Annotated in this window: 13 protein-coding genes; 5 read left to right on the top strand and 8 right to left on the bottom strand. The window is 63.0% G+C overall.

Annotation, left to right across the window (positions count from 1 at the left end; genetic code table 11):
- Nucleotides 1–148 precede the first annotated feature (148 nt).
- Nucleotides 149–1,372, top strand: a complete 1,224-nt coding sequence (locus tag F4Z81_08760) for an ankyrin repeat domain-containing protein (GenBank protein ID MXW05139.1) — start codon at nt 149–151, stop codon at nt 1,370–1,372.
- 71 nt (nt 1,373–1,443) lie between these two features.
- Nucleotides 1,444–3,273, top strand: coding sequence for an ankyrin repeat domain-containing protein (locus F4Z81_08755; protein ID MXW05138.1), 1,830 nt, complete (start codon nt 1,444–1,446; stop codon nt 3,271–3,273).
- Between the two features lie 66 nt (nt 3,274–3,339).
- Here the strand turns inward: F4Z81_08755 and F4Z81_08750 are convergent, their stop codons facing one another.
- From F4Z81_08750 to F4Z81_08740, 3 genes are all read right to left on the bottom strand, one after another.
- Entirely contained in the window at nt 3,340–3,666 is a 327-nt protein-coding gene (locus tag F4Z81_08750) for a hypothetical protein (protein MXW05137.1), read from the bottom strand.
- Entirely contained in the window at nt 3,663–4,088 is a 426-nt protein-coding gene (locus F4Z81_08745) for a VOC family protein (GenBank protein MXW05136.1), read from the bottom strand. The genes F4Z81_08750 and F4Z81_08745 overlap by 4 nt, the downstream gene beginning before the upstream one ends.
- 145 nt (nt 4,089–4,233) lie before the next feature.
- A complete protein-coding gene (locus F4Z81_08740) occupies nt 4,234–5,085 on the bottom strand; it encodes a helix-turn-helix transcriptional regulator (protein MXW05135.1) in 852 nt (283 codons plus the stop codon).
- Nucleotides 5,086–5,388: 303 nt separating this feature from the next.
- Here F4Z81_08740 and F4Z81_08735 point away from each other — a divergent pair, with 303 nt between their 5' ends.
- From F4Z81_08735 to F4Z81_08725, 3 genes are all read left to right on the top strand, one after another.
- On the top strand, nt 5,389–6,909 hold the full coding sequence (locus F4Z81_08735) for a hypothetical protein (protein MXW05134.1): 1,521 nt from the start codon (nt 5,389–5,391) through the stop codon (nt 6,907–6,909).
- A gap of 192 nt (nt 6,910–7,101) precedes the next feature.
- Complete coding sequence (locus tag F4Z81_08730) at nt 7,102–7,377, top strand: oxidative damage protection protein (GenBank protein MXW05133.1); 276 nt, start codon at nt 7,102–7,104, stop codon at nt 7,375–7,377.
- A 29-nt stretch (nt 7,378–7,406) separates the two neighbouring features.
- Nucleotides 7,407–8,870, top strand: coding sequence for a radical SAM protein (locus F4Z81_08725; protein MXW05132.1), 1,464 nt, complete (start codon nt 7,407–7,409; stop codon nt 8,868–8,870).
- Between the two features lie 71 nt (nt 8,871–8,941).
- On the opposite strand, the gene F4Z81_08720 is transcribed toward F4Z81_08725, so the two are convergent.
- From F4Z81_08720 to odhB, 5 genes are all read right to left on the bottom strand, one after another.
- Nucleotides 8,942–10,144, bottom strand: coding sequence for a hypothetical protein (locus F4Z81_08720; protein MXW05131.1), 1,203 nt, complete (start codon nt 10,142–10,144; stop codon nt 8,942–8,944).
- Between the two features lies 1 nt (nt 10,145).
- Complete coding sequence (locus F4Z81_08715) at nt 10,146–11,339, bottom strand: hypothetical protein (protein MXW05130.1); 1,194 nt, start codon at nt 11,337–11,339, stop codon at nt 10,146–10,148.
- A gap of 9 nt (nt 11,340–11,348) precedes the next feature.
- Nucleotides 11,349–12,293, bottom strand: coding sequence for a paraslipin (locus tag F4Z81_08710; GenBank protein ID MXW05129.1), 945 nt, complete (start codon nt 12,291–12,293; stop codon nt 11,349–11,351).
- Between the two features lie 72 nt (nt 12,294–12,365).
- Nucleotides 12,366–12,800 carry an NfeD family protein gene (locus tag F4Z81_08705; GenBank protein ID MXW05128.1) on the bottom strand — a complete coding sequence of 145 codons (435 nt, stop codon included), beginning with the start codon at nt 12,798–12,800 and terminating at the stop codon, nt 12,366–12,368.
- A 47-nt stretch (nt 12,801–12,847) separates the two neighbouring features.
- On the bottom strand, nt 12,848–14,251 hold the full coding sequence (odhB, locus tag F4Z81_08700) for a 2-oxoglutarate dehydrogenase complex dihydrolipoyllysine-residue succinyltransferase (GenBank protein ID MXW05127.1): 1,404 nt from the start codon (nt 14,249–14,251) through the stop codon (nt 12,848–12,850).
- Nucleotides 14,252–14,353: the final 102 nt, after the last annotated feature.

Here is a 14,353-nt window from a genome sequence, read left to right as displayed (position 1 = left end):
CGCATGAATTATCCTGAGTTCGGTGCGGGACAGGCCGCCTCCGGTCCGTGGACAGGGTAGAAGCCCACCTGTTGGTCAGTTATCATACCGCTGTACTTCCTTTGGCCCGAAAATACGGACACCGGGCAGCCAGTCAAGGAGGTCAGCCATGTCAGAATCCACCCTAGTACAACTTCCCGATCAGCCCGACCTGCGCCACCTCAAAGACCAGGCGAAAGACCTGGTGAGCGCCGGTTCCTGTCCGACGCTTGCCAATGCGCTGTTCCACGTCGCGCACCGGTATGGTTTTCCCAGTTGGCCGAAACTGAAGGCCTACGTCGAGTCCGTCGGATCCATGGGAGCGCTGGAACAGGCGATCCTCGATGACGACGCTGGCCGTCTGAACGACCTGCTGGCCGAAGACCCCGGCCTGATTCACCGGGAAGGGCACTGGATCAGGCGGCGCCGACACAATGGGTACCGGCCGCTCGCATACGCCGCGTTTTTCGGCAAGGTGAAGGCTATGGAAGTCCTGATCGCCGCCGGCGCGGATGTGCACGAAGGGGGCGACAGGGCTTTACGGGCCGCGGCGTGCTTCGATCACAACCTTGACGCCGCGGAGTTGCTACTCCTCTATGGCGCCGATCCGAATGCGACGACCCTATCGCCGTCCGGTAGGCCATTCCGGGTAATCGATTACCCCTGTATGACGCTGGCGTCCGGGATGTTGCGCCACCTCTCTTCGAAGGGCGGCAGGCTGCTGCCGGACAACGCGGGCATGATCCTGGCGACCAACGAGCGAAATCCCGGGAATAAGGCCGATTGCCTCCGTGTCATGGTGGAAGCGGGTGTCGAGTTGCCGGACACGCCGCCCTTGGCCCTGCATCTGCGGGACACTCGCCTGCTGGAAGCGCATCTGCGCAGGGACTCCCAAATGACTTCGAGACTGTTCTCGGAAAAAGACATCTTCCCGCCTGGATACAGCATTGAAGTCCCAAATCCATACGCTTGTGTGACTCCCTTGTCGGGCGGCGTTACCCTGCTCCACATGGCGGTCGAGTTCTGCGACGCGGAAATGGCCCGGTGGCTGCTTGAACAAGGCGCCGACGTTAATGCGCCTGCCGGAACCGACCACGAGGGGTACGGGGGCTGGACGCCGCTATTCCACGCCATGGCCTCGCTGCACGTACCGCGCAACTTCACGGACATGGCGGACCTGCTCCTGGAACACGGCGCCGACCCGTCGGTGCGCGCATCCCTCCGCAAACCGACGACGGAGGGCGGAGAATACACGTGGAGAGATGTGACGGCGGCCGAGTACGCCCGGAAGTTCGTCTATCCAGATCTCGTCAACCAGGACGCGCTTCGTCGCGTTACGGAGGCGGGTGGCTGAACCAAGGCCGAGGACCGCGAGCGGCTAGACCGGGGCCGCGGGCGACTGAACCGAACACGAGAACATGTGGAATGGCGCATTTGGATCGAGTCCCACCCAGGCAATGGCCATATCCGGTCGATCTGAGCGATATCGCCGGCGAAGCCCGCGAGTTGTTCGCGGCACACCGGACCGGGACGGAAGCAGCACCGGGCAAGGCGGCCCGGAACCAGCCCAACCCGGATCCGCCCAACCTCACCCTGCGGGACACCCGCGACGCCGTGGCCCGAAGCTACGGATTCCCGGACTGGAGCCGTGTCGAACGATACTTCCGCACGGTCGAGAGCCACTCCCGCAGTCCCAACGTGGATCCCACGCCGTCGAAGCCGAGTGACGGCACCGGATTCGCCGACGATTTCATCCGTCTCGCCTGTCTGACGCAGGGTGCCCAGGACCACCCGTCGAGGCGGGCAAGGGCCAGAAGCATGCTGGATGCCCACCCGGAACTTGCCCGGATGAGTATTTACGCCGCAGCCGCAGCCGGTGACATACCCGCCGTGTCCGCTTTTCTGAACGCAAGCCCGGAACTTGCGAAGACTCCGGGCGGCCCCCACGACTGGGAACCGCTGCTTTACGTGGCGTTTTCCCGTCTGGACGCCGGGACATCGGAACACGCGGCCGTCGAAACAGCTCGGCTGCTGCTTGCCCATGGCGCCGACCCGAACGCGGGCTATCTCTGGGCCGGCTTCCCCTGTCCTTACACCGTCCTTACCGGACTGTTCGGCGAGGGGGAAAACGGCCCGGCGAGGTGCCCGCCGCACCGGAACTGCTATGAACTGGCGGAGATCCTGATCGAGGCCGGCGCCGATCCCAACGATGCACAGACCCTCTACAACCGGATGTTCAGCCGTGACGACGAGCACCTGCGGTTCCTGTTCGCCCACGGACTGGGAAAGGATGGGAACCGGCCGTGGCACCGGTTGCTGGGTGAGCAATCGCGGGGTTGGGTGAGTAGTCCGGCGGACATGCTGGCCTATCAAATGCAGTGGGCCGCAAGGTGGAACTATCCGGACCGGGTTCGCCTGCTGGTCGAGAACGGGGCAGACGTGAACCGGCCGTCCAACCGGCCTGGTGCACGCTCCCCTTACGGCGAAGCCGTCTACCACGGGAATGAGGCCATCGCCGAGTACCTGGCGGCCTGCGGCGCGCGTACGTTCCCGCTGGACGACCTGGACCGGTTCGCGTGTGCATGCATCAGCGGAGACCGGGACCGAGCCCGCGCATTGCTGGCCCTTGATCCGATGCTAATCGAAAAACTCGGAGATCGCGTTAAAGCGCTCATGGAGAACGCCCTTGGATCGGACAACCGGGACGCGGTCCGATTGATGGACCAGTTTGGATTCGACTTGAATGCCTGCGGAATGCACGAAGCGGCCCGGTACGGCCACCTGGACATGATCAAGCTGATGGTCGAGCTGGGGGCGGATCCGTCGCACCGGGACGGGGGACACGGCATCGACGCGATCGGTCATGCCAGCCACTACCAGCAGGACCACGTGGTCGAATACCTGGCACAGTTCGCCGGGATACACCGGGCCGTAAAATCGGATCTGCTGGCCCGCGTGCGGGATCTGCTCGAGAACGACCCCGCCCACGCCCGCAAACGGGACGAATCGGGGAACACGCCGCTGCACGTTCTCGACGTGGACAACCGGATGGAAGATACTGAGGAGATTCTTCAGCTGCTCGTAGCGCACGGAGCCGAAGTCAATGCCAGAAACCAAGAGGGCCTGACGCCACTCGACAGGCTGGAACGTCTCGCCGGTTTCAGCCGAAGAGACGACCTGGCAGAATTGCTGCGAGGATACGGGGGCGTGGGATCAGACGCCGCCAACACGTCAAAGGACCGCCCGGTCTCCTGATCCGGCACGCACCGTGGCGGAGTCAACCACGTCCCGTCCAAAATGAAACCCAATCGTGTCCCGGGGTTATTTACCCCATTTCGAAACGACGAGGCCCGCCAGCAACCCGACGACGATCCCCGGAGGCACGATTTCGACATAGGATCCCGTGGAGACCGCCGCGAGCAGTGAAAGGACCGCACCCACCGCGCCGCCGGCCAGCACGTTCTTGCCTACTCCCTCTATTCTGTTCGCTATCATGCCAACCAGCAGACCCGTGACCAGGCCCTTCGCCGTTCCCCACATGATGATCTCGGTCATCATGCCCTGGGCCTCGGGAATCAGGAACGCGGACAGCCCGTCCAGCAGGCCGAGTACGCCGCCGGCAACTAAACCCAATGGTACGCGCTTCATGACGATTGCTCCGGTGTGTTCAGGTGACAGTTGAACATCCAGTTAATGCCGAATTTGTCCGTGATCATTCCAAAACGGGAGCCCCAGAACGTATCCTGCAGCGGCATGGTCACCTCGCCGCCTGCGGACATGGCGTTGAACGCCTGCTCCTGTTCATCCACGCTCGTGAAGTCGATCGAGAGCGAGATGTTGGTGTCCGAAGGAACCGTTTCAATATGGTCGGAACCCATGAGCATGTTCTCGCCGAACTGGATGGACATGTGCATGGCCTTTCCCACCATGTGGTCGGGGATTTCCATGCCTATGTCCTGGTCTTTGCTGTAGTGACTCAGGTTCACGACTGAGCCGCCCAGACAGTCCCGGTAAAACTCGAGCGCCTCCTCGCATTGACCATTGAATGCCAGATAGGGTACCAGTTTCATAATAAGTCTCCTTACGGAAAGCCACCGAGCGGGTGGCAAGTTCGCCAGGCCGCCGCGCGGATGGCGGATTCGTCGATGTCAGATCACTTTCATGACTAAAGATACAACGCTTGGTGTGTTAAAATTGTAAAAATGAGACACAAGTCTAGAGTTCCGCGAATTTAACGTTGTTTTTCGCGAAGAACGCCTTCGGGGTAAACCCGGTAAAAACACTGAATTCCCGGATGAAATGGGCCTGGTCGAAATACCCGCATTCGTGGGCCAGCCGGGTCAGCGTACTGTCCCGGTACCTGTCCAGGTGATGGCAGATGTTCAGGAACCGGCTGATGCGGGCAAAGGTTTTTGGCGTCGTACCGACCGTAGCCACGAACTTCCTTTCCAGCTGCTTCCTGGAGAGACCGACGCGTTCACCGACCTCTTCGACGGACAGTTGCCCGCCCGTGGACCGAATGAGCTTGACCGCCTCGTCGAGCGCCACGTCATCCTGGTAATGCTCCTTCAACCGATCCAGCAGGAACCCCTGAACGAAAGCGGCGAGGCCCGCCCCGTCCGCGTCACCAGCGCCGCTCGCACCACCCGCGCCGCCCGCGCCGTCCGCTGCCGCACGGAGTCTCTGCATCAAATCCTCGTAATGGCCAGGCCATAGGGTCGCGGTGCTCACCGTATCATCCAGAAAACTGTGGACGGGTTTGTCGAAAAAGTGATAAGCGCCCCACGGATAGAAGCGCACCGACACGAAGCCGGTCCGGCCGTTGGACTCGATTTCGATATACTTGCGCATCTGGGAGATCGCGAAGCTCCGCGGCTGGACCATGCGCTTCACGCCCGCCACGGTCGTGATCCGCGGATCGCCGGAATGGAAGGCGATCTCCACGATGCCGTCCGGAACGATGAGCGACCTGGACGCGTGGTCGTCCTCGTGCTCGGATTCCATCATCCATACGAGTTGAACGTAAGGCGCGAGGGCGGCGTGCGTTTCGAATTCCCGATAGATCATGACTGATGCGATAGGTAACGGGAATAGTCGCCCGCGTCAAGCCGGAGCGCGGGTCTGCCTCTCTGAAACCCGGCCGTCGTTCCGCCCTCGATCCGCCCGGATTCCACCGGCTGCTTTCTCTTGACGCGCTCCCGCGAAGCCTGTACATTTATCCATAATCGGCGTGTGCAGGACGCCGCCCGTCCGCGGAAAGAACAAAAGTTCACCTGCGTCGGTTCCTATCTGTACTGGCAACCTTCTTCCTGCCCGTACGGCGGACACACGGGTGTTCCGGCGGTCTCATGGCCGTGCGAAGGAGGTTCCATGCCGTCCCTGCCATCCCATCCCGATATACGCCATCTCAGGCTGCAGGCGAAAACGCTGCTGAAGTCCGCGCGCAGCGGCGAAGAAGACGCCGTAGAAAGAATCCAGTCGGCCACCGGTGCGCGGCGTGACCGCGTCGTGCTGTCGGACGCCTATCATGCCATCGCCCGGGAACATGGGTTCAAATCCTGGCCCCACCTGAAGATCCACCTCGAAATTGCCGCCGGCAACCTGGAAGAGAAGCGGGAGATGTTCCTGTCCTCGGCCTGGTTATGGGGCGATCGGAAACGCGCCGAGGCAGTGCTCGAATCGTCACCGGAACTTACCCGGGGGGATATTCACGCTGCCTGCGCCGCCGGGGACCTGGATGCCGTCACAGACATGCTGGCGACTGATCCTACCGCGGCCACGACAAAGGGCGGCCCGAGAGACTGGACCCCGATCCTGCATGCGACATGGTCCTGCTATCTGACCGAACGTGCCGACGCCATGGTCCGCATCCTGGAACTGCTCCTGCGGCACGGCGCCGACCCGGACAGCTACTGGGTGAACGATGACGACTGGAAGGAGTCTGCCCTCTACGGATGTGTGGAAAACAACTGCGTGCCGGCGGCCCGGGTGCTGGTGGACGCGGGCGCCGACCCCAACGACAACGAGTCCCTGTACCACGCCTGCGAGAAGTTCAACCTGGAACTGCTGGATACGGTCGCGGCGAACGGGCTGGACGCGGAAGCGGTTTCCTACTGCATCAAGCATGTCATGGACATGAACTGGACCGAGGGCATACGGTGGTTTCTCGACCAGGGCGCCGATCCCAACGCCATACATCCCGCCGACGGGGAAACGTCCCTGCACTGGGCCGTAAAGAGAAACAACACGGTAGAATTGATCGGCACGCTCCTGGAGGCCGGCGCGGACCCCAATGCGCGCACCTCGACCGGGAAGAGCACGGCGCTCGGAATCGTCGGGTGGACGCCGCTCGACTTTGCCCATCGCCTCGGCCGACGCGATGTGGCCGAACGCCTCAGGCAGCATGGCGCCGAGCCGTCCCCTACCACCGAATATGACCGGTTCGTGATCGCGTGTGCGAACACGGATCTCGAAGTCGTGCAGAGACTTAGAAGTCGTCACCTGAACCAATTGAGTGACGACGACAAAACCCTGATCAGCCACGCGGCCCAGGTGGACAATTGGGCCGCGGTCCGTCTCATGGCGGACCTGGGCTGGCCAATCGACGCCCGTGGCTGGATGGAGGCCACGCCCCTCTACTGGGCCCTGTGCAAGGGACACTCCGAAATGGTCGACTTCCTCCTCCGGCTGGGCGCCTCAACTGAGCCCATCGGCGGGTATTTCCAGGACCCGGTCCATGCCGTGATGCACTGCCAGTGGAATCGGGATAACGGCGGATATCCTGCCGCGCTCGGTCTTTTGCTCGACCACGGTCTCGGCGTTCCGGAAGGACGCTATCCCAGCGGCAACGCCGCCATGGATGCGGTGCTGGCACAGTACATCGAGGACTGAGGAGGTCTTCGCGGGAATGCGCAGGATCCGGACGAGAAGGCAGGTTCCTCGCCCGGGAGCCTCGCTTCGACACCGGCAAACGGCCAACTTGACAAACACCAGGCAGGCGGGTATATAGCCTGTGTTGTAGCACACGCGACACCAACCGGCATATGTTCAGCCAGGAATACGCACGTTACGAGGAGGCCCGGCATGGCTCGCATGGTCCAATGCGCCAAGCTCGAAGAGGAACTTGAAGGACTCGACTTCGTCCCCTTTCCCAACGAACTCGGACAGCGCATCTACGATAACATATCCAAACAGGCCTGGCAGATGTGGATCAACTATTCGGTCATGGTCATCAACGAGTACCGCCTGAATCTCGCCACGACCGAGGGCCAGGAAGTCTACGACCGGCACCTGGAAGAGTTCTTCTTCGGCGAAGGCGCCGAAATGCCGCCGGGATACCGTCCCCCTCAGACGAAATAACCCGGCAGCCTTCGCCGTCCCGTGGTTCCATCATGAAGCGTGACGATGATATCCTGCTCATCTCCTGCTATGAACTGGGCCATCAGCCCTTCAGCCTGGCCTCCCCCGCCGCCCGCCTGAAATCCGAAGGATATAGAGTATCTGTCGTCGACGCCGCGATCGAACCGGTCCCGGAGGATGTCGTCCGCCGGGCCGGCTTCATCGGGATCTCGGTGCCCATGCACACGGCCATGCGGGTCGGGATGGACCTGTCGCGCCGTATCCGGAATCTCAATCCCGGCGCGCATCTCTGCTTCTACGGACTCTACGCCACGCTGAACGCCGAGTATCTCCTGTCCCACGGGGCCGACTCGGTGATTGGCGGCGAATTCGAACAGCCGCTTTGCGACCTGGTCGGCAGGTTGTGCGATGACGAACCGGCAGCGGCGCCCGGGGGTCCCGCATCGACCGGCGGTGCCGCTTTGGCAAGACGTGCGGCTGCCACCACGAATAACGCTTTGGCCGGCAGTGCGGCTACCGCTCCGCATCTCGCGCGCCAGGAGTGGCTCGTCCCGGACCGCGATACGCTGCCCGGTTTGAAGCGGTACGCCCAGCTGGACAACGGCATTGAACTGCTTCCCGCCGGTTACGCCGAGACCACGCGCGGCTGCCTGCATACCTGCCTGCACTGCCCGATCACGCCGGTGTACCACGGCCGGTTCTTTGCCGTGCCTGCCGACGTGGTGCTCGCCGACGTGGACCAGCAGGTGCGCATGGGGGCCCGGCACATCACCTTCGGGGATCCGGATTTCCTGAACGGTCCCACCCACGTCCTGCGTATCTTGCGCAGGATGAGCGAGGCCCACCCCGGCCTCACCTTCGATTTCACCACCAAGACCGAACACATCCTCCAGCACCCATCCTTTTTCCCGGAAGCCCGGGACCTGGGCGGCATCTTCGTCGTATCGGCCGTGGAATCGGTCAGCGATCTGGTGCTGGAGCGCCTCAGGAAAGGACACACCCGCGCCGACGTCGTCCGGGCGCTGGCCATCCTGCGCGACGCGGACCTGCCCATGCGGCCCTCGCTGGTGGCCTTCACGCCCTGGACGACCCTGGACGACTACCTGGATCTGCTGGATTTCGTCGAAGTCCACGAACTGGTCGACCACATCGACCCGGTGCAGTACACCATCCGCCTGCTCGTGCCACCCGGGTCGGCCCTGCTGGATGAACCGGATACCCGGTCATGGATCGGCGCGTTGGATGAGGCCGGCTTCACCTACACGTGGCGCCATGGCGATGCACGCATGGACCGCCTGCATCAACGGGTTTCCCGACTCGTGGAGGAGGCAGACGCGGCTGGAGAGGAAAGGGACAACCGGCGTGTGTTCCACCGGATCCGGTGCCTGGCGGCGGAAATGGCGGGCGTCGAGGCGCCTTCGGAGCAGCCATTTCACGACATCCCGCTCAAACGGCGGCGCGTCCCCAGGCTGACCGAGGCCTGGTTCTGCTGAGCGGAGCCCACGGCGAGCCGGAAAGGCTCGTTCATCTGATCTTCGTTTAATCTAATCTTCGTAAATCGGATTCAGGAAGTGTATCCGTCCTGGGCGGGACCGCAGTGTTGCGACCGGACCGGCGCCCGGTACTGCACGCGGTGATCGGGGGTCTCCAGGCGGATGCCGCCCCGCTGCTTCGACGTGAGGCAATGGTCGAGGATGCCGCAGACGGTGAGCGTCCGTTCCACCGGGATCGGAGAAACGCCGGTCTCGAACATCTCGTCGATCTTCGACACCAGGCAGGCGGAATAGGTGACCGGAGGCGTGGGCGGCAGGAAGAACTGGGTCGACTGTGGCTCGGGTTCGTCCTTCAGTCGGGCGGCGAAGCAGTAGTCCCCGATGGTGCCGTTGAGCATGAGCAGCGTGGTCTTCAGTCCATCCACGTGTTCGATGAAGTAGGCGGCCGGCTCAGAAGCGAGCCGTTGCAACTCGCCCGTGCCCAGCAGGTCCTGGGTACGGCCGTCCTCGTCCGTAAGCCCCTTCGGACTGTCGCAGCGGGACAGCGCCGATTCCAGGAGTGCCGCGGAATAGCGTCCCTGCTCGCCAGCCTCCCACACGGCGTCGCCCACGATCATCTGCACCGCTTTGACCCCCGTCTCACCACCTCTGCGCCGCTCGATCATGCACTGCATGGCTTCGAGGGCGTGGTAGTCCATGGCGTCCGAACCGCCAACGCCCACCATCAACGCTTCCTCGATGTCGCATTCCAGCGGGAGTTCCAGGTCGGGCAGCCGCCAGGTGACCGGCAGGCTCGAGCCCGCGAGCACCGGAAAGCCGAGTCGCTTCGAATCGGCCACCATCTCCAGCCCCCGATCGAAGCTGAAGGACAGGTTCTTGTCGTTGTAGACCGGCACCGAGCGGCCGTCCCGTTCGAACACCTCGACGCAGGCCTTGAACATCTCGTAGCGCGGGTAGAGTTTCTGTCCTTTTTCGTTGTTCGGATAATCGCCGTGTTCGCAGATGATCAGGATCCCGTCCACCGCCAGCGTATCCCCGCCGCACCGCAGCGCTTCGGCGATAGTGGGATAGACCTCGAAACCGAACTCTCGGGCGCGGCCGGTACTCTGGTCGCCTTCGGGCCGCTGGTCGACGTAGAGCGACACCACTTCCACGTCCGGCCGGTGCCAGCGACCGGACCGCGGATAGCCCACGAGGAAGCGGTCCGCGAAATGCTGCGTGTGAGACAGATAGGTGTAGATGGAACTGATGACGGCGAGCCGTTTTGCCATAATGTCAGTATCTCCAGAACGTGGAGCGCTCGGGCGCCGGGTAGGCGACGTCGAGATGAGGCGTTTCGAGGCGTACCTGTCCCTCGTGCAGGCTGTCCACCCCCGCCGCGGTGAGGCCCGTCGTCAGCAGGGTACGTTCCACGGGATAGGCGGCCTCGCCGGTAAGGAACATCTGCTCCACGTTGTTGACCTGCGGCGAGAAGAAGTTGGCCAGCGAGGTGCGCGCGGGCGGCATGGGAAGGTACATCTGGGTCGACAGCGGTTCGCTACGCCCCGCGAGGCGCGCCGCGAAGTTGAAGTCCTCCACCAGTCCGTTGAAGAGGATCATGGTGCACCGGAGCCCGTCGTGGTGCTCGTAGGTGTAGGCCACCGGATCTTCCACCATCCGCTTCATTTCGTTGATAGTCGGGAAGATGTTGTTGAATCCGTCGCGGGAAGGTTTCAGCGTGTGGCTGCGGCAGAGCGCCGCTTCGAAGAGTTCGCGGGACCACGCTTCGTCGTGGTAGGCTTCCCAGAAGGCCTCGCCGCGCCGGGCGTGGAGCCAGGCTACGCCCGCCTCGCCTCCGCTGCGCCGCTCGACCATGCACTGCAGGGTCTCCAGGCCGTGGAAGTCGTAGCTATCGACCCCGCCGTAGCATACGCACACGGCCTCCTCCACCTCGGCGTGCAGTGGCATGTCGATCGAGGGCGTCCGCCAGGTCACCGGCAGGCTGGACCCCGCCATGAAGGCGAACCCCAGCCGCCGCGAGGTATCGTACATCTCCCGGGCCCAGTCCCAGTTCCACGACAGGTGCTTGTCGTTGAAGATCGGCGCGGAACGGCCGCTAGCCTCGTAGACCTCCACGATCTCGCGGAACAGTTCATAGCGCGGATAGAGCCGCTGCCCCTTCTCGTTGGTCGGATACTCGCCGTGCTCGCCCACCAGGAGGACGCCGTCCACCTGCAGCAAATCCCCGCCCAGGGTGAGGGCGTCGGCAACCGTGGGGTATATCTTCATGCCGGGAAACCGGGCAGCCCGGTCCCGGCTTAGATCGTTCTCCCGCACCTGGTCCACGTACAGGGAGACCAGGTCCATGGGAGGGTGGTGGTGCCGTCCGGCCCAGCCGTACCCCTCCAGGAAGCGGTCCACGATGTGTTGGGTGTGGGCGTAGGGATGGTAGATGGTCGTGATCGCGGCGATCTTCGGTCGGTTGGGCATGGTCGTAAGCTAGACGCGCCCCCGATCGCCGTTGTCCGCGGTCCGGTCGTGCTTGATCACGGACATGGCCGACGCGATGATGGAGCTGACGTCACTGAGATTAGACGGAATGATCAGGCTGTTGCCCGACTTGGCCAGGTTGCCGAAGGTTTCGATGTACTGCTCGGCCACCCGCAGCTGCACGGCCTCGTCGCCTCCGTCCGACTTGATGGCGCCGCCTATAGCGCGAACACCCTCGGCCGTGGCGTTGGCGACGGTGAGGATGGCCTGGGCTTCGCCCTCGGCCTCGTTGATCTGCTGCTGCTTCGTGGCCTCGGACTCCTTGATTACCTTCTGCTTCTCGCCCTCGGCCTGGTTGATGTTGGAGTCGCGCAGCCCCTCCGAATTCAGGATGGCCGCCCGCTTCTCCCGTTCCGCCCGCATCTGCTTCTCCATGGCTTCCAGGACGTCCCGGGGCGGACTGATGTTGCTGATTTCGTACCGCAGGACCTTAACGCCCCAGGGATCGGACGCCTTGTCCAGTTCACTGACGACGGCAAAGTTGATGGCGCCGCGCTCTTCGAAAGTCTTGTCCAGGTCGATCTTGCCGACCTCGCTCCTCAGGGTCGTCTGGGCGAGTTGCGTGATGGCCAGGTCGTAATCGGCGATACCGTAAGAAGCCCGCTCCGCGTCCAGCACCTGCATGTAGAGCACACCGTCCACGCCGACCTGGACGTTGTCCCGTGTGATGCAGAGCTGTTCCGGGATGTCGATGGACTGTTCCTTCAGCGTGTGCCGGTAGGCCACCCGGTCCACGAAGGGCAGCAGGATGTAGAAACCGGCGTTCAGCGTCTTGCTGTACTTCCCCAGCCTTTCGATGACGCGGGCTTCCTGCTGCGGCACGACGATGATCAGGTTTCTCAGGAATATAATCGCGGCGATCGCGACGACGATGGTTACGATCAAGGTTTCCATTACAAGTTCCTTCCAGCGTGATTAGCGACGGACGAGGCCTTTACGAATCCCTCGTCGCCATCCGGGTTGAGTTTACGCGCTCCTTACCCAGAGCGAGACGCCTTCAACACGTTCGACCAGGCAGGCCTGTCCCTTTTCGATAAGCGAATCTCCCTTGTTTACGGCGTTCCAGCTCGATCCCCGCACTTCCACCTTGCCGGTGCCATTGGAAGGGATATCCTCGAGGGCCGTTCCTGATTCGCCCTCCAGGGTGTTGATCTTCGTGGCGGGCTCTTCGGGATTCAGTCTTTCGGTCAGCATCCGGCGGAACAGGACGAGCGAGGCGATGGAGACGATCGAAAACAGGAGAAACTGGACCCAGGTCGTTTCCACCAGTCCCAACCAGGCCAGCACGCCGACCACGAGCGCGGCGACGCCGAAGAACAGCAGGTAGAATGCGCCGGGCGTGGCCATCTCGGCCAGGCAGAGCAACACGCCGCCAACAATCCAGACCCACCAGGCCATCATTTCCTCCCGGAATCAGGTAAATCGCCGACAGAACGTCACACCGTACGTCACACTTCGAGCAGCAAAGCCGCGGGTACCTCGATCAGGGACTTGACCCTGGCTAAAAATCGCACGGCTTCCCGGCCGTCGATGATCCGGTGGTCGTAACTCAGCGCCACGTACATCATGGGACGGATCACGACCTCTCCGTCGACGGCCACGGGACGGTCGTCGATTCGGTGCAGCCCCAGTATGCCGACCTGCGGCGGGTTCAGGATGGGCGTGCTCAGCATCGAACCGAAAACCCCGCCGTTCGTGATCGTGAAGGTGCCGCCGCGCAGGTCCTCCAGCGACAGTTTGCCCTCGCCCGCCTTTGCCGCATACTGTCTGATGTTGCTTTCGATCTCGGCGAATGACATGCGGTCCGCGTCCCGCAGGACCGGCACCACGAGTCCGTCCTCGGCGCCCACTGCGATCCCGATGTCGTAGTAGTGCTTCCTGACGATCGCGTCCCCGCGGATCTCGCCATTGAGTTCGGGGAAATCCCTGAGCGCGCCGATCACGGCCTTGACGAAGAAGGACATGAATCCCAGCCGCACGCCGTGCCGTTCCTCGAAGGCCTCCCGGTTCCTGCGGCGTATCGTCATCACCGTGCTCATGTCGATCTCGTTGAAGGTCGTCAGCATCGCCGCGGTCTGCTGCGCCTCCACGAGCCGGCTGGCGATGGTGCGCCGGCGCCGGGACATGGGCACGATTTCCTCCCGGTCGTCACCGGCCGGATCGGCCACGGGCGTCGTCGGGTCGGCCGCGGGCGTCGTCGGGTCAACCGTTCGTTCGGATGCCGGACTTCCGCTGGATCCTGCCGCATCCTCCTGCGACACCGCTGCTGCCCCTGCACCCGATACTTCGCCGGTCGTCTCGGTCTGCGCGGACATGTCCTGTTCTCTTCTCGCCGCCACCGCCCGTTCCACGTCCTCCCTGCGGATCCGGCCACCCATCCCGGTCCCTTCCACGTCCGACAGGGAAATCCCCGCTTCATCCGCCATGCGCCGCGCCACAGGCGTTACCCGGTCGTCGGTGACCGCATCGGACGGTCCTGACGCTTCCCGGGCGGGTTCAGGGGATTCATCCGCGGAACCAGGGTCATCCACGGAACCGGGCTCATCTGCTGAAGCATCCGCGCTTTCCGTGGCAGTAGCGTCGTCGACGGTAGCGTCCGCGCCCGCCGCTTCACCGCTTTCGTCCAGTACACCGAGCAGGTCGCCGATGCGGACGTCCTCGCCAGCGGTCCGTTCGATACGGGAAAGTATACCGCTGTCGTTGGCGTTCACCTCGAGGGTGACTTTCTCCGTCTCGAGCTCCAGGAGGGCTTCGCCGGTCGTGACCGGGTCGCCTTCCTGCTTGAACCACTGGACGACGGTTGCCTCTACGATGGATTCACCCAGTTGCGGCACGGTGATATCGATGGCCATTCAAACTCCCCGGGTTTTCACCTCAATCTACGAACGTTCTCTTCACGCTCCGATCAGGACAACCGTGATTCAGACTCTTTTCGACCAGACTGAAGCGGCTGC

This window comes from Gemmatimonadota bacterium (genome assembly GCA_009835325.1).
Lineage (GTDB): Bacteria > JAAXHH01 > JAAXHH01 > JAAXHH01 > JAAXHH01 > JAAXHH01.
This window is presented reverse-complemented; position numbering and strand designations above follow the sequence as displayed.

Coding starts and splice junctions, on each gene's coding strand:
- F4Z81_08755 (MXW05138.1), top strand. CDS start 1,444: ATGGCGCATTTGGATCGAGTCCCACCCAGGCAATGGCCATATCCGGTC.
- F4Z81_08715 (MXW05130.1), bottom strand. CDS start 11,339: ATGCCCAACCGACCGAAGATCGCCGCGATCACGACCATCTACCATCCC.
- F4Z81_08745 (MXW05136.1), bottom strand. CDS start 4,088: ATGAAACTGGTACCCTATCTGGCATTCAATGGTCAATGCGAGGAGGCG.
- F4Z81_08730 (MXW05133.1), top strand. CDS start 7,102: ATGGCTCGCATGGTCCAATGCGCCAAGCTCGAAGAGGAACTTGAAGGA.
- F4Z81_08750 (MXW05137.1), bottom strand. CDS start 3,666: ATGAAGCGCGTACCATTGGGTTTAGTTGCCGGCGGCGTACTCGGCCTG.
- F4Z81_08705 (MXW05128.1), bottom strand. CDS start 12,800: ATGATGGCCTGGTGGGTCTGGATTGTTGGCGGCGTGTTGCTCTGCCTG.
- F4Z81_08710 (MXW05129.1), bottom strand. CDS start 12,293: ATGGAAACCTTGATCGTAACCATCGTCGTCGCGATCGCCGCGATTATA.
- odhB (MXW05127.1), bottom strand. CDS start 14,251: ATGGCCATCGATATCACCGTGCCGCAACTGGGTGAATCCATCGTAGAG.
- F4Z81_08760 (MXW05139.1), top strand. CDS start 149: ATGTCAGAATCCACCCTAGTACAACTTCCCGATCAGCCCGACCTGCGC.
- F4Z81_08740 (MXW05135.1), bottom strand. CDS start 5,085: ATGATCTATCGGGAATTCGAAACGCACGCCGCCCTCGCGCCTTACGTT.
- F4Z81_08735 (MXW05134.1), top strand. CDS start 5,389: ATGCCGTCCCTGCCATCCCATCCCGATATACGCCATCTCAGGCTGCAG.